Raw genomic sequence first — 20399 nt, 5'->3', positions numbered from 1 at the left:
GCCAACGTCAACCTTCTGGAGGCCATTATGACTGTGACGCAACTCGATTCCAGAACGGCGCTGCTTGTCATAGATCTACAGAAAATCATGGCATCGATGCCCGTCGCTCATCCCTTTACGAACGTGTTGGAGAGCGCCGCCCGTTTGGCCGGCATCTTCCGCCAACACGATCTTCCCGTGGTCCTGGTCAACGTCGTGGGGGCGGCGCCCGGCCGGACGGACCAGAGCCATTTCAGCGGCGCACTCCCGCCTGACTGGTCCGAACTGCTGCCGGAATTGAATCGGCAGCCGCAGGATCACCTTGTGTCCAAGAGAACATGGGGAGCGTTTACCGAAACCGACCTTGAGGAATACCTCAAATCCGCCGGAGTCACCCAGGTTGTGGTTTGCGGCGTAGCGACGAGTATCGGCGTCGAATCAACCGCACGCCAAGCCCATGAACTCGGCTTCAACGTTACCCTCGCCATTGACGCCATGACCGATCTCAGTGCCGAAGCGCACGCCAACAGCCTCGATCGAATTTTTCCCAGACTCGGCGAAACCGGCACAACACATGATATTGTCAATCTCCTGTCCGAGCGAACAACCTGAACTGTATGCGCCTACAGTGTATCGGCCGCGGGCGTTACAGCCCGATCGAGAACACCCCATCCATCGGTCGGCCCAGGCGTGGCGCGGCATCTGACGGAGCCGTTCATTTCGGCCGATTTTTGAGCCAGACCAGCAGCTCGCCGACGATGCCGCGGCGGAAGACCAGCACGCAGACGACGAAGATGCAGCCGATCACCACCGGCACCGGCAGGCTGGTGGAGGCGAGATAGCTTTCCAGCGTCACCACCAGCCCGGCGCCGACCACAGGCCCGAACAAAGTGCCCATGCCGCCCAAGAGCGTCATCAGCACCACCTCGCCCGACATCTGCCACGTCACGTCGGTCAGGCTGGCGAGCTGGAACACCAGCGCCTTGGTGCCGCCGGCCAGTCCGGCGAGAGAGGCCGACAGCACAAAGGCCACCAGCTTGTAGCGGTCGGTGCGGTAGCCGAGCGACACCGCACGCGGCTCGTTCTCGCGGATCGCCTTCAGCACCTGCCCGAAGGGCGAATGCACCGTGCGCCAGATCAGGGCGAAGCCGGCGACGAAGATGGCCAGCACGGTGTAGTACATGGTCAGCGGCTGGCTGAGGTCGAACAGCCCGAACAGGGTGCCGCGCGGCACGCCCTGGATGCCGTCCTCGCCATGGGTGAAGGGAAGCTGGAGCGCCAGGAAGAACACCATCTGGCTCAGCGCCAAGGTGATCATGGCGAAATAGATGCCCTGGCGGCGGATGGCGATCAGCCCGAAGACCAGACCCATCAGGCCGGCGACCGCGGTGGCGGCGATCAGCCCGAATTCCGGCGCCCAGCCCCAGACCTTCACCACATGCGCGGCGATGTAGGCGGCCCCGCCGAAGAAGGCGGCATGGCCGAAGCTAAGCAAGCCGGCGAAGCCGATCAGCAGGTTAAAGGCGCAGGCGAACAGCGCGAAGCACAGCACCTTCATCAGGAAGACGGGGTAGAGCATGAAGGGTGCGGCGACGGCGATCAGCAGCAGGACGGCGGCGATCACCGCCGTTCCGGCGCCGCGGGCAGGGCCGCGCAGGGCGACGTGGGTGGAATTGCTGGCGACGCTCATGGATCAGCGCTCCCGTCCAAAGAGGCCCGCGGGCTGGATGAGAAGAACGATCGCCATCACGACGAACACGACGATGTTGGAGGCCTCCGGGTAAAAGACCTTGGTCAGCCCCTCCAGCAACCCCAGCCCCAGCCCGGTGACGATGGCGCCCAGGATCGAGCCCATGCCGCCGATCACCACCACGGCGAAGACGATGATGATCAGGTTGGTCCCCATCAGCGGCGACACCTGATAGATCGGCGCCGCCAGCACGCCGGCCAGCCCGGCCAGAGCCACGCCGAAGCCGTAGGTCAGCGACACCATCACCGGCACATTGATGCCGAAGGCCTGCACCAGCGTCGGGTTCTCCGTCGCCGCGCGCAGATAGGCGCCCAGCTTCGTCCGCTCAATGGCGAACCAGGTGCCGAAGCAGATGGTGAGGGAGGCGACGACGACCCAGGCGCGGTAGTTGGGCAGGAACATGAAGCCAAGATTCTGCCCGCCCTTCAGCGCGTCCGGGATCGGATAGGGCTGGCCCGACACGCCGTACTGGTGGCGGAACGCCCCCTCCAGGATCAGCGCCAGACCGAAGGTCAGCAGCAGGCCATAGAGGTGGTCGAGCTTGTAGAGCCGCGACAGCATCGACTTTTCCAGCGCGATGCCGAGCAGCCCGACCACCAGCGGCGCCACGATAAGCGCCCCCCAGTATCCGATCCCGGCATAGGTCAGCAGCAGCCACGCCACGAAGGCGCCGACCATGTAGAGCGCGCCATGGGCGAAGTTGATGACGTTCAACATGCCGAAGATCACCGCCAGCCCCAGGCTGAGCAGCGCATAGAAGGAACCATTGATCAGTCCGAGCAGAAGCTGCCCGAACAACACTTGGGGCGGAACGCCGAGGAACTGGAACATGAGAGGCTCTCCCGCTCACACGCCGAGATAGGTGTGGAGCTTGTCCATGTTGGCGTTGAGCTGGTCGTTGGGGATCATGTCCACCACATGGCCTTCCTCCATCACGTAATGGCGGTCGGCGATGGTGGCGGCGAAGCGGAAGTTCTGCTCCACCAGCACGATGGTGAAGCCGCACTGTTTCAAGGCTCGCACCGCGACGCCGATCTGCTCGATGATGACGGGAGCCAACCCCTCGGTCGGCTCGTCCAGCAGGATCAGGGTGGCGCCGGTGCGCAGGATGCGGGCGATGGCCAGCATCTGCTGCTCGCCGCCCGACAGCCGCGTACCCTGGGTCGAGCCGCGGCCCTTCAGATTGGGGAACAGCTCGTGGATTTGCGGGACCGTCATCCCGCCTTCCTTCACCACCGGCGGCAGCGTCAGGTTCTCGTCCACGCTGAGGCTGGAGAAGATGCCGCGCTCCTCCGGCACATAGCCGATGCCGAGGCGCGGAATTTTGTGCTGCGCCATGCCGATCAGCTGCTGCCCCTGGAAGCGGATCGAGCCGGTGCGCTTGCCCATGATGCCCATGATGGCGCGCATGGTCGAGGTCTTGCCGGCGCCGTTGCGGCCCAGCAGCGTCACCACCTCGCCCTGCCGCACCTCCAGCGAGACGCCGTGAAGCACATGGCTCTCGCCGTAGAAGCCGTGCAGGTCGGCGATCTTCAGCATGGCCGTCCTGGTGTTCATCCCGTCAGGCATGTCCGGTCCCCCCCGTGCCCATATATGCTTCCATCACCTGCGGGTTCTTCGACACGACCTCGTAGGGCCCCTCCGCCAGGATCTCGCCGCGGCGCAGAACGGTGATGGTGTCCGACAGGTGGGCGACGACCGACAAATTGTGCTCCACCATCAGCACGGTGCGGTCGGCGGCAACGCGCTTGATCAGCGCCGCGGTGCCCTCGATGTCCTCATGGCCCATGCCGGCCAGCGGCTCGTCGAGCAGCATCACCTCCGGGTCAAGCGCCAGGGTGGTGGCGATCTCCAGCGCGCGCTTGCGGCCATAGGGCAGCTCGGCGGCGGTGTGGCCGGCCCAGGGGGTGAGATTGACCGCCTCGATCAACTCCAGCGCCCGGTCGTGCAGGTCGTGGAGCGACGATTCGGACTTCCAGAAGTGGAAGCTGGTGCCGAGCGGCCGTTGCAGCGCGACGCGGACATTCTCCAGCACGCTCAGGTGCGGGAAGACGGCCGAGATTTGGAAGGAGCGGACCAGCCCCATCAGCGCAATGTCGGCCGGCTTGGTGCGGGTGATGTCGCGGCCCTTGTAGAGGATTTGGCCGCGGGTGGGCGTCAGGAACTTGGTCAGCAGGTTAAACACCGTGCTCTTGCCGGCGCCGTTCGGGCCGATCAGCGCGTGGATGGTGCCGCGGCGAACCTGGAGGTTTACCTCCTTCACCGCCACGAACCCCTTGAACTCCTTCGTCAGGTTGCGCGCTTCCAGGATGATGTCGTCACTCATCGGCACCTCCGTCACCTCCCTCCCGTTCCCGCACCGTGCTGGCAGCCGGCACGGCGCCATCGATCCGCCATCCTCAGCCCTTGATCAGGGGGCACTTGCTTTCGGACAGAGGCAGGAAGGCGTCGTCGCCGGGGATGGTGCTGAGGATTTTGTAATAGTCCCACCGGCCCTTGGACTCGGCGGGGCTCTTGACCTCGACGAGATGCATGTCGTGGACCATGCGACCGTCGGCGCGGACCTTGCCGTTGCGAGCAAACATGTCCTCGATGGGCATGCTCTTCAGTTGGTTGACGACCGTCAGACCCTTGTCGGTGCCGGCGGCATCAATAGCCTTCAGGTAGTTCAGCACCGCCGAATAGACGCCGGCCTGGGCCATGGTCGGCATCTTGCCCTCGTGCCGCTGGCCGAAGCGTCGGGCGAACTCCCGTGTCCGCTCGTCGGTGTCCCAATACCAGCCGGTGGTGATGACCATCCCCTTGGTCACCTCGAGGCCGAGGCTGTCGATGTCGGTCAGAAAGACGAGCATGCCGACCATCTTCTGGCCGCCCTGGCTCAACCCGAACTCGTTGGCCTGCTTCACCGCATTCACGAAGTCACCCCCGGCGTTGGCGAGCGCCACCACCTGCGCGCCCGACGCCTGCGCCTGAAGCAGGAAAGACGAGAAGTCCGGCGTCGCGACCGGCGCCCGCACCGCGCCCAGAACCGCGCCACCGGCCTTCTCGACCGCGTTCGCGGTGTTGGTCTCCAGACTGCGGCCGAAGGTGTAGTCGGCGGTGATGAAGAACCATGATTTGTTGCCCTGCTGTGTCAGGGCGCGGCCGGCGCCGTTGGCGAGGGCGTAGGTGTCATAGGTCCAATGTACGCCGGTCGGCGAGCATTTCTCGTTGGTAAGTTCGGTGCTGCCGGCGGTGGAGTTCAGATGGACCCGGCCGGTCTCGCGCGTCACCTCCTGCACCGCCAGCGCCGCGGCGGAGTTGCCGACATCGACGATCACGTCGACCTGTTCCCGGTCGATCCACTGGCGGGAAATGCTGGCGGCAATGTCGGCCTTGTTCTGATGGTCGGCATGGACGACCTCGACCGGTGCACCTTTGACCTTGCCGCCGAAATCCTCGACGGCCATCTGCGCGGCGACCACTGAACCGCGCCCGGCGAGGTCCGCGTAAATGCCGGTCATGTCGTCGAGCACGGCGATCTTCACGACATTGTCGGAAACCTGCGCGTGGGCCGTGCCGATCGGTATGCCTGCCAGGGTGACGGTGGCCATGCCCGCGAGCAGGGCCGTCTTGAGCGACTTCATGCGATTATCCTCCCTATTCTTCTGCTGTTTCGAAAAAAGCTCAGGCCTCGGCGGCGTCGCGCAGCAGGCGGCCGAGCAGGAACTGGTCGCTGTCGCCATGGGCCAGACGCGTCTGGTCGGTCTGGGCGTCAATGGCGCGCTTGGTCATGCGCAAGATCAGCGGAGGGACCGTTGCCGCGTCACGGGCCAGCCGCAGGCTGTCCGCGACCACGGCGCCGTCCTCGGCGACGAGGTCGGCGAGGCCCCAGTCGAGCGCCAGCCCCGCGTCGACGCGCAAATTGGTGAACAGCATCCGCTTAGCCCGCGCCGGGCCGACCAACGATACCAGACGCGGGAGGCCGCCCCAGGCGAGGGCGAAGCCGAGCCGGGCTTCCGGCAGGCGCAGATGTGCGCCGCGCCCGAAAACCCGCCAGTCCAACGCCATCGCCAGCACCCCGCCGCCGCCGATCGTCGGCCCTTCGACGGCGGCGATGGTGAGTTGAGGCAACGTCGCCCAGGCGTCGCACAAGATCCGGCCGCGCTCGATGGCGGCATGCTGCTCCAGGACATCCCCGTCGGTCGGCCAGAGCTGTGGGTCGGACAGGTCGATGCCGCCTGAAAATACCGTGGCGGTGCCGGTCAGCACCACCACCCGTACGGTGGTGTCGGTGCACAGGTGGCGGGCCGCGTCCGTCAGCTCCGTAATCGCCGCCGCGCTCAAGGCATTGGCCCGTCCCCCACGGTCGTAGCGGACCAGCGCCACCCCGTCCGACTGCTCAACCGAAACGAAGCTCATCCCAATTGTCCCCTTCATCCCAAACCGACGGTCATCCCAGCCGGCCTTCATGACCTAACATTCTACCGAGTATGTTGCAATCTCTTGATTGGTGATGCAAACATATGGATGGCCGCCGCTGACGGGCGGTGGGCGGCCCAACGGCTAGACATCGTGGTTGGAAGAAGAGGGAGGGTTTTCGGCGATGCACGGAGATGATCGGGGGCGGATCCCCACGGCGGACGAGTGCGTCTTGCGCAATCTTCTGGAAAGACAGGCCGCGCTGCAGCCCGACGCGGTGTTCGTCGCTTTCTGGCGGGGCGAGACCTGGACCTACCGGAAGACGCTGGAGCGTGTCCGCCGCCGCGCCGCGGCCCTGCGCGCGCAAGGCGTGCGCCAGGGCGACCATGTGCTGTGCTGGATGGGGAACGGGCCCGATTTGCTAACCTCATGGTTTGCCGTCAATTACCTCGGGGCGGTCTATGTGCCGCTCAACACGGCGAGCCGGGGACGCCCGCTGGAGCACATGCTGGAGAACGCCGGCGCCGCAGTCCTCATCGCCCACACGGCGTTGGTCGGCCGCTTGGCGGAGATCGACCGGGGGGCTCTGGCTACGGTCCTCACCGTCGGCGCGGCGGAATTTGACCCGCCCGAGTTGCCCGGCGTCACCATCGCGCCGCTGGTCGACGCGCCCGCCGACGCCGGACTTGACCTGGACCTCGACCGGCCGATCCAGCCCTGGGACCCCCATGCGATCATGTATTCATCGGGCACGACCGGGGCGGCCAAGGGGGTCGTGACGTCCTACGTGCAGATTTACACGATGGGGCCGGACGCCTTCGACAGCATCACGGCGGACGACCGCTGCATGATCTGCGGGCCGATTTTCCATTGCGGCAGCACGCTCTACGTCTATTGCATGCTGGGCAAGGGCGGCTCCATGGCGATGGTTCCGGAGTTCCGGACGTCGGAGTTCTGGGACTCGATCTGCGACACCGGCAGCACGGTGGTCCTGCTTCTTGGTGTCATGGCGAGCTTCCTGCTGAAGGCCCCGCCGGGGCCGGACGACCGCGACCATACCCTGAAGAAGGTTTTCATCGTCCCCTTCGGCGACGACGCACCGCGCTTCGGCGCACGCTTCGGCGTCGAACTCCACACCGTCTACAACATGACCGAGATCGCCAGCCCCCTGACGGCAGGGCCGGAGGGGATGGTGCCGGGCCTGTGCGGCCGCGTGCGACCCTGCTTCGAGTTGCGCGTGGTCGACGGCAACGACGCGGAGCTGCCACCGGGCACGGTCGGCGAGTTGATCATCCGCTCCCATCGCCCTTGGGCCCTCGGCTCCGGCTATTACCGAAACCCGGAGGCAACACTGGCGGCCATGCGCAACGGTTGGTTCCACACCGGCGACGCCTTCCGCATGGAAGTGGACGGCCGCTTCTTCTTCGTCGACCGCTTGAAGGACGTGATCCGCCGCCGCGGCGAAAACATCTCCTCCTTCGAGCTGGAGGCGGAGATTGGCGCCCATCCGGCGGTGCGCGAGGCGGTGACGGTCGCGGTGCCCAGTTCGGTCGGCGAGGACGAGGTGCTGGCGGTCGTCGCCCCGGTTCCCGGCGCGTCAGTCGATCCGGCGGAACTGGTCGGTTTCCTGGCCGCGCGGGTGGCGCACTACATGGTGCCCCGCTACGTGCGCGTGGTGAAGGAGTTGCCGAAGACGGCCAGCGGCAAGCTCCAGAAGCACACGCTGCGCGCCGAAGGGCTGACGGAGGAGTGCTGGGACCGCGAGGCGGCAGGCATCCGCTTCAAGCGGGAAACTCTCGCCTGACAAGCCCGCGGCCTCCCAAGAACCTCGAAGCCCTTGTCCCAACGCGGGATGAGGGCTTCTCCATGTCAATGCGGCGCGTTCAGCCCCTGCATGATCGAGTCGACGATCTTGTCGGCCAGGATTTCGCGGTCGTCGCGGGTCTCGGCCGGGCGGGGGCGATACCAGATCGACAGCCAATTGATGGCGCCCAGTGCCACCTTGACCGCCACCGACACGTCGCTGGTGCGGATCGAGCCGTCCTCGACGCCTTCGTAGGCGACCCGCTTGAACAGGCTCTCGAAGTCGTTGCGCACGGTCATCAGCTCGGCCAGCGTCCGGCGCTGCTCGGGCGTCGTGGCGCCGAAGCGGTGCATCTCCACGCCCTGAACCACCACCGCTTCCAGGGCGAGATTCTCCATCATCGAGAGAGCGTGCTGGCGGAACATCGCGGCGAGGCGCCGCGCCGCCGGCTCCGGTCCCTTCATCACCGGGGTGACGGCTTCGAAGTTGCGTCTCATCCCCTCGCGGTGGACGTCGAAGAACAACTCCGTCTTCGAACGATAATAATGATAGATGCGGCCTTTCGTGGCGCCTAGACGCCGGGCCACATCGTCGATGCTCGTCGCGTGGTATCCCTGCTCCATGAAGCATTCGGCGGCGGCGGTCAGGATGTCGATGTTCCCGGTCTTGTCTATGCGGGGCGACAGCGGGTTCTTTTCACTGCACATCATCCAGTTCCAACTCAATATGTTCGTCGACGACCAACCCGTTTCGCCCGCACCGACCCGCCGCGAGGTCGCGGCGTCGGTCGGTTCGGCGAAGCTAGGACCAATCCATGCCTCAAGCAACATTTCTGCCTGGACAGGACCGGGATGCTCACATACTACTTGGTATGTTTTTTGTGCGCGGCGCAAGCAAACTTTGCGGCGACCGCATCCGATCAACGGCCAAACGGACACGGGAAGACCCTCAATGATCGAACCTGTTTCCCCTGGGGACCTGGAACGGCGCGTCGGCGGCGAGATTGGCGCGTCGCGTTGGTTCACGATCCCCCAGGAGCGCATCGACGCCTTCGCCGACGTCATCGACGACCATCAGTTCATCCATGTCGACCCCGAGCGGGCGAGCCGCGACACCCCCTTCGGCGGCACCATTGCCCACGGCTTCCTGTCGCTGTCGCTGTTGACCGCGATGGGCGCGGGCGTGCTGCCGGTGATCGCCGGAGAAGCGATGGTCATCAATTACGGCTTCGACCGCGTCCGCTTCCTGGCGCCGGTCAGGTCAGGCGCGCGGGTCCGCGCCCGCTTCGTGCTGAGCGAAGCGACCCGCCGGTCGGATCGGGAACTGGTCGCACGCTATGCGGTGACGGTGGAGATCGAAGGCGGCGGCAAGCCGGCGCTGGCGGCAGACTGGATCATCCTGACCCTCTTGAAAGAACAGGTGGACGCGGCATGAGCATTCAATCCGACGGAATCCGTTTCGACGGGCGCGTCGCCATTGTCACCGGGGCGGGGAACGGCCTGGGGCGTGGCTATGCGCTGGAACTGGCAGCACGCGGCGCCAGGGTGGTGGTCAACGACCTGGGCGGCGGGCGCGACGGCCGCGGCGCCTCGGGCGCCGCCGAAACCGTGGTTGCGGAGATCCGCGACCGCGGCGGCGAGGCCATCGCCGACGGCGCCAACGTCACCGACCCGGCGCAGGTCGCTGCCATGGTCGAGCGCACCCACGGCCTGTGGGGCCGTATCGACGTGCTGATCAACAACGCCGGCATCCTGCGCGACAAGAGCTTCGCCAAGATGGATTGGATGATTTCCGCTCGGTCGTCGACGTGCATCTGATGGGAGCGGCCAACGTCACCCACGCGGTCTGGCCGATCATGCGGGCGCAGGGTTACGGCCGCGTACTGATGACGACCTCGACCTCGGGCGTCTACGGCAATTTCGGCCAATCGAACTACGGCGCCGCGAAGGCCGGTCTGGTCGGGCTGATGAACGTCCTGCATCTGGAGGGCGTGCGCAACGGCATCCACGTCAACGCGGTCGCTCCGACGGCGGCGACCCGCATGACGTCCGACATCCTCGACGAGACGGCATTGGCCCGGCTGAACCCCGACTTCGTCACCCCGGCGGCTCTGTTCTTGGTGTCGGAGCAGGCGCCAAGCCGCACCGTGATCCTTGCCGGCGCCGGTACCTATGCCCGGCTCGTCATCGTCGAATCGGACGGCGTCTTTCTGCCGGAGGGCGAGCGCACGCCGGAAGCCGTGGCCGCCCGCTTCGCCGAGATCGCGTCGCTCGACCGCCAGCACGAGATCGACGCCGGCCTGAGCCACGTCGACCGCATCCTGAAGCGCGCGGCGGATGCCGCCGGTCCGAACGCGGACCGCGGCCAAGGAGAAGACCGGTGAGAGAAGCCGTCATCGTATCGACCGCCCGCACCCCGATCGGCAAGGCCTACCGGGGTGCCTTCAACGATACCCAGGCGCAGGCCCTGGGCGGGCACGCCATCGCCCATGCCGTCGCCCGCGCCGGGATCGATCCCGCCGAGATCGACGACGTGGTGATGGGGGCGGCGCTGCAGCAGGGCGCCACCCACATGAACTTTGCCCGCCAGTGCGCACTGCGCGCCGGGCTGCCGACCTCGGTGGCGGCACAGTCGGTGGACCGGCAATGCGCCTCCGGCCTGATGGCCATCGCCATCGCCGCCAAGCAGATCGTCGCCGACGGCATGACCGTGGCGGTCGGCGGCGGGCTGGAATCGCTGTCGCTGGTGCAGACCGAGCGCATCAACGTCGACCGCTGGCGCGATCCCTGGCTGGTCGAGCACCGCCCCGACATTTACATGGCGATGATCGAGACGGCGGAGATCGTATCGGCGCGCTACGGCGTGCCGCGCGAGGCGCAGGACGCCTACGCCGCCCGTTCCCAGGCCCGCACCGCCGAGGCGCAGGACGCCGGGCGCTTCGACGCGGAGATCGTGCCGGTCACCACCACCATGACCCGTCTCGACAAGGCGACCGGCGAGACCACCCGCCACGCGGTGACGCTGGACCGCGACGAGAGCAACCGGCCGGACACCACACTGGCCGGGCTGTCGGCGCTGAAGCCGGTGTTCCGCGACGGCCAGCAAATCCAGGAAGGGCGCTTCATCACCGCCGGCAACGCCTCGCAACTGTCGGACGGCGCATCGGCCAGCGTGTTGATGGAGGCGGGGGAGGCCGAACGGCGGGGCCTGCACCCGCTCGGCATCTACCGGGGCATCGCCGTTGCCGGCTGCGACCCGGACGAGATGGGGATCGGTCCGGTCTTCGCCGTGCCGAAGCTGTTGAAGCAGCACGGCCTGACTGTCGACGACATCGGGCTGTGGGAGTTGAACGAGGCCTTCGCGGCACAGGTGATCCATTGCCGCGACCGGCTCGGCATCCCCGACGAGCGGCTGAACGTCAACGGCGGGGCCATCGCCATTGGTCATCCCTACGGCATGTCGGGCGCCCGTCTGGTCGCCCACGCCCTGATCGAGGGCAAGCGCCGGGGGGTGCGCCATGTCGTCGTCACCATGTGTGTCGGTGGCGGCATGGGCGCCGCCGGCCTGTTCGACGTCGCCTGAGTCCCCAAGATCAAACGCGAGACAGAGAGGAACCCGAATGGACCGCAAGCACGACACCCGCGCCACCTACCCCCATTTCCAGACCATCCCGACCCGGTGGATGGACAACGACGCCTACGGCCACGTCAACAATGTGGTCTATTACAGCTACTTCGACACGGTGGTGAACCAGTACCTGATCGAGAACGGTGCGCTCGACATTGAAACCAGCCCGGTGATCGGACTGGTGGTGGACACCGGCTGCAGCTATTACGCGCCGGTCAGCTTCCCCGATCGGGTCGAGGCCGGGCTGCGCGTGGCGCGGCTGGGCACCAGCAGCGTCCGCTACGAAGTGGGACTGTTCCGCAACGACGATCCGACCCCGGCGGCCTGCGGCCATTTCGTGCATGTCTACGTCGATCGCGAGACGCGCCGCCCAGCGGCGCTGCCGGAGAAACTTCGCGCAGTGCTCGAACGGCTGGTCGCGCCGGCTGCTACCGCCTGACGCCCCTTTCCGGTGAGGATCGAGACATGACGGACTTCGTGTTCGAAACCACGCGCAAGCTGGTGTGCGAGGCGGGGGCGGCGACCCGGCTGGGCGAGATGGCAAAGGGACTGGGGATCCACTGCGTGCTGATCGTCACAGACGCCGGTCTGGTCGCAGCCGGGCTGCTGGAGCCGGTCCAGGCCGGTTTCAGGACTGCCGGGACGGTCTGCACCCTGTTCTCCGACGTCGTTGCCGACCCGCCCGAGCAGTCGGTCGCGCTGGCGGTGCAGGCGGCCCGCGACGCCGGGGCCGACGGCGTGATCGGGGTCGGTGGCGGCAGCTCGCTGGACACGGCGAAACTGGTCGCCCTGCTGACCGGTACGCCGCAGGAACTGCCGGACATCTACGGCATCGGTCTGGCCAAGGGGCCGCGCCTGCCGCTGATCCAGGTGCCGACCACCGCAGGCACCGGGTCTGAGGTGACGCCGATCGCCATCGTGACCACGCCCACCAGCGAAAAGAAGGGGGTGGTCTCCAGCCTGCTTTATCCCGATCTGGCGGTGCTGGACGCTCACCTGACGCTGGGGCTTCCGCCGCGCGTCACGGCGATGACCGGCATCGATGCGATGGTCCACGCCATCGAAGCCTACACCACCCGCCACAAGAAGAACCCACTGTCCGACAGCCTCGCACTGCGGGCGCTGATCCTGCTGGGCGGCAACATCCGCACCGTCATCGCCGACGGACGCAACGTCGCCGCGCGCGCGGCCATGCTCCAGGGCTCGCTGCTCGCCGGCATCGCCTTCGCCAACGCGCCGGTCGGGGCCGTCCACGCTCTAGCCTACCCGTTGGGCGGTCATTTCCATGTGCCGCACGGGCTGAGCAACGCACTCATGCTCGGACCGGTGCTGGAGTTCAACCGGCCGGCCGCCCAGGAACTCTATGCCGAACTCGCCCCGGCGATCCTGCCCAGCCGCTCCTTCGCCACCCCGGTCAAGGCGGCGGACGCTTTCCTCGGCGCCATGCGCGATCTGGTCGCCGCCATGCCGATGGAGCAGCGGCTGGAGCAGGTCGGCGTGCGGCGCGACGATTTGCCGATGCTGGCCACCGACGCCATGAAGGTGCAGAGGCTCCTGATCAACAATCCGCGCGAGGTCTCCTATGACGATGCCTTGGCCCTATACAGCCAAGCGTACTGACTCCAGCTCCGCAAAGCCGAGGCTCTCGTCGGTGATCTTGCCCCGGTTGGGTGGACACGAGTTCATGCAGCTCTTAGCTCGGCCTGTTCGGGGGTGATGTATCCGATGTCCGAGTGGGCGCGTGGCGATTGTAGTAGGTTTCGATGTAGGCGAACATCTCCCGGCGCCCCTGGTCGCGGGTTTTGAAACGAGTGCGGTGGACCAACTCGACCTTGAGAGTGTGGAAGAAGCTCTCCATGGGAGCATTGTCGTTGCAGCAGCCCTTGCGCGACATGGACTGCCGCATCCCGGCCGCCTGCAACAGGTCGCGGTAGTCCCGGGAGGCATACTGACTGCCGCGATCGGAATGCCGGATGAGGCACACAGGTGGCCGCTGGCGCTGGATGGCCATGTCCGGGGCCGAGGCGGCGAGTTCGGCGCGCATATGGTCGCGCATCGCCCATGGATGGCAGCAGGCGAGACCGGCTTCCGGCCATGCCTGCCATGTCGAACGATTGCCCGCGTCCTGGCGGTGCTTCCTGCCGGGGCGAGCCTGCCTCGTCGGAGCGAATGCCGCAGTCGGAGGGTTTGCCAAGCATGCGGTCTTTATGCTTCAAGGATGAACAACGCTGGGTGTTGCGGCTGTTGCCCTCCTGAATCCGTCGGGGCGGTATCGGCCCGGATGGCCGGCCGTCGGATCGGGAGGGAGCAGGGTTCATGAGCAAGCGTAACGGCACGGAGTTTCTTGCAGCCGATGTCCACGCGCGGCTCCGCACCAAAATCCTGACCTTCGAGATCAAGCCGGGCACGCGTCTGGTTGAGGACGAGATCTCGGCCAGCCTGGAGGTGGGCCGGACGCCGGTGCGCGAGGCGCTGCTGCGCCTCCAGGGCGAGGGGCTGGTCAGCCGGGAGAAGGGATGGGTGGTGGAGAGCACCGACCCCTCCCACATGCAGGCCATCTTCGAAAGCCGCATCGCCATCGAAGGCTATGCCACCCGGCTCGCCGCCACGCGGGTGACGGATGGGCATGTCCAGGAACTCGGCCAGTTGGTTGAGGAAATGGACCGCTTCGAACAGATGCCCCGCGCGCAGCTGAACCAGTTGAACCGCAGCTTCCATCGCCGCATCATCGAGTTGTCGGGCAACCAGTTCTTCGCGGATATGCATGAGAAGACCCTGTTCCACTATTGGAACATGCGTCTGCCCATCATCTTCACGAAGGAGCAGACGCAAGTCGCCAACGACCAGCACAGGCTGATCCTGGGTGCGCTGGCCGAACACCGCGAAGACGCGGCCGAGGAGGCCGCGCGGCAGCATGTCCGGACTACCTACGACATCGTCAGGGACACACTGGACGGCTTTTAAACCCGGTCAGCGGGCCGACTTGCGGATTTCCAGCACCACGCCGGCATCCCGGCGGGTGTCGAAATAGCAGAAGCCGGTGCCGTCGGCGCGGCGGCCGCGAGCGATGACGCCCAAGCCCTTCGCACGGCCCTCCGCTTCGGCGGCATCGCGGTCCGGCACTTCGAAGCCGAGGTGGTAGACGCCTTCGCCATGCTCCTCCAGGAAGCGGCGTTGCGGTGAATCCAGTTCGCCCGGATCGCACAACTGGATCTGCATGTTGGCGAGATCGACACATTTGTAGCGCATCGCCTTTGAGGCGGCTTCGTTGGGCACCTCGAACTCCAGGTACGGCCCGCCCTTGGGGTAATCGTACCAGGGGCCGACACCCAGCGATTCATAGCAGGCGACCGCCTTGTCGAGATCGCGGACGACGATGCAGACGTGGTGCAGCGTGTTGAAAAGGGACGGCATGCCGGTCTTGGCTCCTTTGATGTGTATGACTTCAACGGGCGGGAGGTTACGCCCCGTGCCGCCGCAGCGGGGCGGCCGGGCGGCGCAGCGCCGCCAGCAGGCCGCCGGACAGGATCAGGGCGGAACCGAGGAAGGCGGGGGCGTCGGGCAGTTCTGCGAATACAGCGTAGCCGAGGATCACAGACCACACGACCTGCGAATAGGAGAAGGGCGCCAGTTGTCACGCCGGATGGCTGCGGTAGGCCAGTACGATGCAGAAATGCGCCGCCGTCCAGGTCGCCGCCATGCCAGCTGCGGCAAGGGCCTGCGCGGCATCCAGCATGGTGGCGTGGAAGGGTAGGGCGATACTCGCCGCGGCGAGGCCGACGGCCACCGACCAGAGCAACGTGGTCACCGGCGAATCCCCATCGCCGATGCGGCGCGTGCACAGCATCCCGATCGCCCAGAACAGCGAGGACAGGATTGGCAGCATGACCGCCACGGTCATCCCGTCCAGCCCCGGCCGCACGACCACCGTCACCCCGGCCAGTCCGATACCGACCGCTGCCCAATGGGCCCCCGAAACCCGGTCGCCGAACAGCAGCGCCGAAAGCCCGGTCAGGATGAACGGCGACATGAACACCAGCATCGTCGCCTCGGCCAGCCCGAGATGGCGCAGGGCCGCGACCAGCAACGTCGTCGACGCCAACAGACAGAGCCCGCGGGTCACCTGGACATGCGGGCGCACGCTGCGCAGCAGGTTCGGCCGGGCGACCACGACCGGCAGCATCAGAATCACCGCACCCAGGCAGCGTAGCCACGCGATCTCGACGGGATGGACGCTCTGTGCCAGCCGCTTCGCCAGCACGTCCGACAGGCTGAACAGCAGCATTGATCCGACGATCAGCCCGATTCCACAGGCAAGCGAACTGTGCGGGGGCTGCTTCATGGAACTGGCTTTCCAAGGAGGATGAGAAGGGCGGCGGTCACGCGGGCGGGCACATCGACCGCACACGCAAGGACGGCGGCGTCACGGTCCGGTCGAACACGACGATCCAGCATTTGGACGAGATGGTCGTGCCACGCCCGGTCCGATGAGCGTCCACCGCAAGCAGCCACTCAATGACGCCGCGGGGGCTCAGCGTTCCGGCCGCGGCCGTGCCATCGGTGAACAGGATCAGGCAGGAGGTCGGCCGCTGCTCCCGCTGCGACGGCGGAGGCCCGTCCCGCACCGTTCCCCGGGCACCCGGGTAGAGGTGGGTGCCGGTGGTTTCCAGCGTGATCGTCATCCGTCCAGCGCGTCGCGGACGATCCGATGCGTCGTCGCGACATGCTCGCGCGCATGGCGTTCCGCCGCGTTGGCGTCACCGCAGGACAGGGCACTGAGGATCAGCCGGTGCTGTTCGTTCGTCACCATCGCCTGCTCCCGTGTGAAGAGGACGGGAAGGCGCATATTCCAGTAATGGAATTGGGTGCGTTCATGCATCTCCACGAAGAAAGGATTCCCGGATAGGGCGACGATGCGTTGGTGAAAGTGGCGGTTGAGCTGGTTGAGTGCTGCGCGGCTCATCGTTTCGAAACCGTCCATCTCCTCCACCAGGGCTATCAGTTCGCGGAGGTCGGCGGGAGCGGTGCGCAGCGCGGCGAGCCGTGTCGCGTAGCCTTCGATGGCGACGCGGCTTTCGAACACGCGGTCGATGCTGGCGGCGTCGGTGCTCTCCACCACCCATCCCTTCTCCCGGCTGACCAGCCCTTCGCCCTGGAGGCGCAGCAGCGCTTCGCGCACCGGCGTGCGGCCCACCTCCAGGCTGGCCGAGATCTTGTCCTCCACCAGTCGCGTGCCCGGCTTGATCTCGAAGGTCAGGATCCGGCTGCGAAGACGCGCGTGGACATCGGCCGCCAGCAGCTCGGTGCCGGCGCGCTTGCGCGCGGGATCCCGATCCGGGAGGCCTTCGGTGGTTTTGCGGTCGAGGGGGGCTGGCATGACAATATCCTTCGATCGGCCGTTCAGCCGGCATGCCGGGCGACGAACTGCCGGCTGCGTTCGTGGCGGGGCGAGGTGAAGAAGCTGCGCGCCGGCACATCCTCCACCACCTCGCCATGCACCATGAAGATCACGCGGTCGGCGAAATCCCGGGCGATGGCCATCTCGTGCGTGGCGATGAGCATGGTGTAGCCCTGCTCCGCCAGACTGCGGATGGTTGCGACCACTTCCTGCGACAATTCGGGATCAAGTGCGCTGGTCGGCTCGTCGAACAGCATGACGCTGGGGGCCAGCGCCAGGGTGCGGGCGATGGCGACGCGCTGCTGCTGACCGCCCGACAGTTCGGACGGGTAGCGGCCGGCCTTGTCGGGCAGGCCCACCTTCGCCAGCAGGTCGCGGGCCAGCGCCTCGGCCTCCGCCTTCGGCGTGCGCAGCACATGGATCGGCCCGCTCATGACGTTCTGCAGCACCGTCATGTGGCGAAACAGGTTGAAGCTCTGGAACACCATGCCGATGGAGCGGCGCTGGGCGTCGATCTCGCGGTCGGACAGCTCGTGCAGGGTGTGGCCGGCCTCGCGATAGCCGATGAGCTTGCCATGCACATAGATGCGGCCGGCGCTGATCGTCTCCAGGTGGTTGATGCAGCGCAGCAGGGTGGACTTTCCGGCTCCCGACGGGCCGAGGAGGGTAACCACCTCCCCCGGCGCGATGGAGACCGAGACGTTCTTCAGGATCTCGACCGGTCCGTAGGATTTCGAGACGCAGTCGAGCACCACGGCCGCAGCCTTGAGGGAGGTGTCCATGTCGTCCTCTTGGGGCTACCGCTGGGGGAAGGTCTTTTCGAGCACGGTCTGGATGGCGGTGGCGAAGGCCGTCATCATCAGGTACCAGAAGGCGGCGACCGCCAGCAGTTCGATGACCATGAAGTTGGACGAGTAGATGTCCGTGGCGATGCGCAGCAGCTCCAGGAAGCCGATGGCGGATGCCAGCGACGTCGATTTCAGCAGCATGATGTACTGGTTGCCGCCGGCCGGGATGATGATGCGGGCCGCCTGCGGGATGACGACGTGGCGTAGCACCTGCGCTTCGGTCATGCCGATGGCGCGAGCGGCGGCGCGCTGGCCCTTGTCGACCGCCAGGATGCCGGCGCGGATGATCTCGGCCATGTAGGCACCTTCGGCAAGGCCGAGCCCGGCAAGTGCCGCGACGAACGGCGTCACCACCGTGGTGGTCGGCGCATCGAGCAGGACGATGTCGGTGAAGGGGACCGTCAGGTAGAGGCGCTGGAACATGGTGGGCAGCGCGTTGAACCAGAACAGCAGCTGGATCAGCATCGGCGTGCCGCGGAAGAAATAGACGTAGGTAGCCGACAGACCGGCCAGGATGGGGTTGCCGCTGACCCGCATCAGGGCGACGACGAGGCCGATCACACTGGCCAGCGCCAGCGCCAAAGTTCCGAGAACGAGGGCGTTGCGGGCGCCAAGGAGTACCTGTTCGCTCGTGAGGTAGGTTAGGAATACCTCCGGGTTCATGATCTTCGCACGGATTGCCGCGACGAGGAGCATGCCCGTCACCAGAAGGACGACGGTGCTGAGGAGCCAGGCTCCCCAGCGCACGCGGTGCTTCACGCGGACGGCCCGTGGTTCGGCCATTGCGCAGCTGGCGGCCACGGTCATTTCCTCTTGCTGGCGGGCAGGTTGACGGTGATCTCCTGCAAGGCGGCGCCCTCCATCTCCCACTTGGAAAGAATGGCCTTGTAGGTACCGTCGGTCAGCATGCTCTGCGCGGCCTTCTGTACGGCGTCCTTCAGCTGCGAGGTCTTCTGGAAGCCCCAGGAGGTGATGTATGGGGTCAGGATATGGTTGCCGCCGGCGATGGCGTATTTGCCTGGCACCTGCGCCTTCATGTAGACGAGCGCCGGGAAGTCGCCGAGATAGCCGTCGACCCTCCCAAGGTCGAGCTGCATGCGGGCATCGGGTGCGGCGGGCAGCTGGTTGGCGGCGATCGGCGGTCTGCCTCCGGCGACGCAGGTCTCCGACGCCTTTTCCACCGCCGCCATGATGACGCGGCTGCCCAGCAGGGTGGCCACCGACTTCCCGCAGAAGTCCGCGAGGCTCCTGAGCTTGTCCGCTTCGCCGGCGCGAACCAGGATGCTGCCGCCGGACATCAGGTAATTGACGAAATCGACCTTCTGCTCGCGCTCTTCGGTGTCGCTGATGCCGCCCGAGGCGACATCGAAGCGGCCGGCCTCCAGTCCGGGGATCAGTGCGGCGTATTCACCATGCACGAAGGTTATGGTGAGGCCGATGCGCTTGCCCACCTCATTCAGCAGATCGACGCTGACGCCCGTCGGCTCGGTCTTGCCGTCCTGGCGGAATTCAACAGGCGGGAAGGTCTGCTGCGACCCGACGCGCAGGGTGCCGGCATCGCGGATCGGCTTCGGCACGAGGGCCGCGGCCTCGCTGACGATCTGGGCGTGCGCGGGGGCGTGCAGCGACATCGAGATCAGGCAGGCGACCACCGCCGCGATCGAAGCCGGCATGGTCCGACTGGAAGTGGCCGAAGGGGGCAGACGCATCGAAGTTTCTCCTCTGTTCCTGTTGTTCTTTGTTTGGTGTCTTTTGTCGGCGGCGATGGCGCCCCTCCGCCGGACCGCATTCTGTGGCGGCCGTTCGGTGGAGGGGCGCATGTCATCAACGCGTTTCTGCCGAGCGGCCGGGAACGGTGGACGGGTTCGGGCGGTCGGCCCGCGGGCAGGCTGCGGCCTCCTCGTACATCGCCAGCACGGAGCGGACATACTCGTCCGGGAAGCCCCAATGCTTCATGCCTTCGGGGATATGGTTCCAATAGAAGTTGGGCGGACGCATCGCCGAACCCGGCGCCGACATGCGGTAGGTCCAGCAGTCGTAGACCTTGCCATCGTCGCCGCGAACGCTGACGAAGCAGCGTTCGAAGTCGTCATAATCCTCTTCGAAATGATGGTCCGGGTGTTCGACGACGATGCCCAGCACGTTGTTGCCCCAGGCCCGGCCGGTATTGGACAGATGACACCATCCGCGATCTGCGCGGCCGGCTGCCGCGTGGAACTCCAGCTTGTGGTTCGCGACGTAGCCTTTGGTGACCACCTTCGCCTCCGGGAAGTACCGGTGCAGTTCCGGCGGATTCAACCACGTGCAGTACCCGAAATAATACATCTCAAACCCTCGCTGTGGATTTTGCGGTTCCGCAAGGCGGTCGAACGCGCCCGCCAGAACATATACATGAACGTATACGACAAAATATATCCTAACAACCGCTAATCTGCCGATGTGGACGAACACGCTGTTGAATGCTTCCGATGGCCAGGAACGCCTCGGCGGCGCCAACCCGATGGACCTCGTCGAACTGACGGTGGTCGACGTTCGGCGGCGCCGGGCTGTTGCCGGGGCCGCGCAACAGCCGCTTGCCGACAGGCTGACCGA

23 protein-coding genes and 2 pseudogenes are annotated in these 20399 nt (G+C 66.2%); 8 read left to right on the top strand and 17 right to left on the bottom strand.

What is annotated here, in order from left to right:
- Positions 1–27 precede the first annotated feature (27 nt).
- Positions 28–591, top strand: a complete 564-nt coding sequence (locus ABNQ38_RS31130) for an isochorismatase family protein (protein WP_377810162.1) — start codon at positions 28–30, stop codon at positions 589–591.
- A gap of 103 nt (positions 592–694) precedes the next feature.
- On the opposite strand, the gene ABNQ38_RS31125 is transcribed toward ABNQ38_RS31130, so the two are convergent.
- From ABNQ38_RS31125 to ABNQ38_RS31100, 6 genes are all read right to left on the bottom strand, one after another.
- Positions 695–1669 carry a branched-chain amino acid ABC transporter permease gene (locus ABNQ38_RS31125; protein WP_377810161.1) on the bottom strand — a complete coding sequence of 325 codons (975 nt, stop codon included), beginning with the start codon at positions 1667–1669 and terminating at the stop codon, positions 695–697.
- A 3-nt stretch (positions 1670–1672) separates the two neighbouring features.
- Complete coding sequence (locus ABNQ38_RS31120) at positions 1673–2560, bottom strand: branched-chain amino acid ABC transporter permease (protein ID WP_377810160.1); 888 nt, start codon at positions 2558–2560, stop codon at positions 1673–1675.
- 15 nt (positions 2561–2575) lie between these two features.
- Positions 2576–3298 carry an ABC transporter ATP-binding protein gene (locus ABNQ38_RS31115; protein ID WP_377810159.1) on the bottom strand — a complete coding sequence of 241 codons (723 nt, stop codon included), beginning with the start codon at positions 3296–3298 and terminating at the stop codon, positions 2576–2578.
- A complete protein-coding gene (locus ABNQ38_RS31110) occupies positions 3291–4055 on the bottom strand; it encodes an ABC transporter ATP-binding protein (protein WP_377810158.1) in 765 nt (254 codons plus the stop codon). Before ABNQ38_RS31110 ends, ABNQ38_RS31115 begins: the two co-directional genes overlap by 8 nt.
- Before the next feature lie 73 nt (positions 4056–4128).
- Positions 4129–5355, bottom strand: coding sequence for an ABC transporter substrate-binding protein (locus tag ABNQ38_RS31105; protein ID WP_377810157.1), 1227 nt, complete (start codon positions 5353–5355; stop codon positions 4129–4131).
- Between the two features lie 40 nt (positions 5356–5395).
- Positions 5396–6130 carry an enoyl-CoA hydratase/isomerase family protein gene (locus tag ABNQ38_RS31100; protein ID WP_377810156.1) on the bottom strand — a complete coding sequence of 245 codons (735 nt, stop codon included), beginning with the start codon at positions 6128–6130 and terminating at the stop codon, positions 5396–5398.
- Positions 6131–6362: 232 nt separating this feature from the next.
- Between ABNQ38_RS31100 and ABNQ38_RS31095 the strand changes: the two genes are divergently transcribed.
- On the top strand, positions 6363–7934 hold the full coding sequence (locus ABNQ38_RS31095) for an AMP-binding protein (protein ID WP_377810155.1): 1572 nt from the start codon (positions 6363–6365) through the stop codon (positions 7932–7934).
- Between the two features lie 65 nt (positions 7935–7999).
- On the opposite strand, the gene ABNQ38_RS31090 is transcribed toward ABNQ38_RS31095, so the two are convergent.
- Entirely contained in the window at positions 8000–8644 is a 645-nt protein-coding gene (locus tag ABNQ38_RS31090) for a TetR/AcrR family transcriptional regulator (protein WP_377810154.1), read from the bottom strand.
- 241 nt (positions 8645–8885) lie between these two features.
- Here ABNQ38_RS31090 and ABNQ38_RS31085 point away from each other — a divergent pair, with 241 nt between their 5' ends.
- The 5 genes and pseudogenes from ABNQ38_RS31085 (at position 8886) to ABNQ38_RS31065 (ending at position 13181) form a co-directional block, all read left to right on the top strand.
- Positions 8886–9368, top strand: coding sequence for a MaoC family dehydratase (locus ABNQ38_RS31085; protein WP_377810153.1), 483 nt, complete (start codon positions 8886–8888; stop codon positions 9366–9368).
- A pseudogene (locus tag ABNQ38_RS31080) lies at positions 9365–10317 on the top strand (SDR family NAD(P)-dependent oxidoreductase). The gene ABNQ38_RS31085 and the pseudogene ABNQ38_RS31080 overlap by 4 nt, the downstream one beginning before the upstream one ends.
- A complete protein-coding gene (locus ABNQ38_RS31075; protein WP_377810152.1) occupies positions 10314–11516 on the top strand; it encodes an acetyl-CoA C-acyltransferase in 1203 nt (400 codons plus the stop codon). The pseudogene ABNQ38_RS31080 and the gene ABNQ38_RS31075 overlap by 4 nt, the downstream one beginning before the upstream one ends.
- 37 nt (positions 11517–11553) lie before the next feature.
- Complete coding sequence (locus ABNQ38_RS31070; RefSeq protein ID WP_377810151.1) at positions 11554–12000, top strand: acyl-CoA thioesterase; 447 nt, start codon at positions 11554–11556, stop codon at positions 11998–12000.
- A 26-nt stretch (positions 12001–12026) separates the two neighbouring features.
- Positions 12027–13181, top strand: a complete 1155-nt coding sequence (locus ABNQ38_RS31065; protein WP_377810150.1) for an iron-containing alcohol dehydrogenase — start codon at positions 12027–12029, stop codon at positions 13179–13181.
- 62 nt (positions 13182–13243) lie between these two features.
- Here the strand turns inward: ABNQ38_RS31065 and ABNQ38_RS31060 are convergent.
- A pseudogene (locus ABNQ38_RS31060) lies at positions 13244–13623 on the bottom strand (IS3 family transposase); the annotation flags it as partial.
- Between the two features lie 254 nt (positions 13624–13877).
- On the opposite strand from ABNQ38_RS31060, the gene ABNQ38_RS31055 reads away from it, so the two are divergent.
- Entirely contained in the window at positions 13878–14525 is a 648-nt protein-coding gene (locus ABNQ38_RS31055; RefSeq protein WP_377810149.1) for a GntR family transcriptional regulator, read from the top strand.
- Between the two features lie 6 nt (positions 14526–14531).
- Here the strand turns inward: ABNQ38_RS31055 and ABNQ38_RS31050 are convergent, their stop codons facing one another.
- The 9 genes from ABNQ38_RS31050 to ABNQ38_RS31010 all read right to left on the bottom strand — a co-directional run bounded on the left by ABNQ38_RS31050 (position 14532) and on the right by ABNQ38_RS31010 (position 20258).
- On the bottom strand, positions 14532–14975 hold the full coding sequence (locus ABNQ38_RS31050) for a VOC family protein (protein ID WP_377810148.1): 444 nt from the start codon (positions 14973–14975) through the stop codon (positions 14532–14534).
- A gap of 46 nt (positions 14976–15021) precedes the next feature.
- Positions 15022–15156, bottom strand: a complete 135-nt coding sequence (locus ABNQ38_RS31045; protein ID WP_377810147.1) for a hypothetical protein — start codon at positions 15154–15156, stop codon at positions 15022–15024.
- A 39-nt stretch (positions 15157–15195) separates the two neighbouring features.
- The gene (locus ABNQ38_RS31040) at positions 15196–15903 is read right to left on the bottom strand and encodes a DMT family transporter (RefSeq protein WP_377810146.1); all 708 of its coding nucleotides are present in this window, start codon (positions 15901–15903) and stop codon (positions 15196–15198) included.
- Positions 15904–15940: 37 nt separating this feature from the next.
- The gene (locus tag ABNQ38_RS31035; RefSeq protein WP_377810145.1) at positions 15941–16243 is read right to left on the bottom strand and encodes a hypothetical protein; all 303 of its coding nucleotides are present in this window, start codon (positions 16241–16243) and stop codon (positions 15941–15943) included.
- Positions 16240–16938 (bottom strand): GntR family transcriptional regulator, encoded by a 699-nt coding sequence (locus ABNQ38_RS31030; RefSeq protein ID WP_377810144.1) that lies wholly within the window; start codon positions 16936–16938, stop codon positions 16240–16242. The genes ABNQ38_RS31035 and ABNQ38_RS31030 overlap by 4 nt, the downstream gene beginning before the upstream one ends.
- 23 nt (positions 16939–16961) lie before the next feature.
- Positions 16962–17741 carry an amino acid ABC transporter ATP-binding protein gene (locus ABNQ38_RS31025; protein WP_377810143.1) on the bottom strand — a complete coding sequence of 260 codons (780 nt, stop codon included), beginning with the start codon at positions 17739–17741 and terminating at the stop codon, positions 16962–16964.
- Positions 17742–17756: 15 nt separating this feature from the next.
- A complete protein-coding gene (locus ABNQ38_RS31020; RefSeq protein ID WP_377810142.1) occupies positions 17757–18608 on the bottom strand; it encodes an amino acid ABC transporter permease in 852 nt (283 codons plus the stop codon).
- A 2-nt stretch (positions 18609–18610) separates the two neighbouring features.
- Positions 18611–19516 carry an ABC transporter substrate-binding protein gene (locus ABNQ38_RS31015; RefSeq protein ID WP_377810141.1) on the bottom strand — a complete coding sequence of 302 codons (906 nt, stop codon included), beginning with the start codon at positions 19514–19516 and terminating at the stop codon, positions 18611–18613.
- 115 nt (positions 19517–19631) lie between these two features.
- Entirely contained in the window at positions 19632–20258 is a 627-nt protein-coding gene (locus tag ABNQ38_RS31010; RefSeq protein WP_377810140.1) for a gamma-glutamylcyclotransferase family protein, read from the bottom strand.
- Positions 20259–20399: the final 141 nt, after the last annotated feature.

The organism is Azospirillum sp. A29, assembly GCF_042604625.1.
GTDB classification, from domain to species: Bacteria; Pseudomonadota; Alphaproteobacteria; order Azospirillales; family Azospirillaceae; genus Azospirillum; species Azospirillum palustre.
The sequence above is the reverse complement of the archived record's forward strand: the minus strand, read 5'-3'. Positions and strand labels throughout refer to the sequence as shown.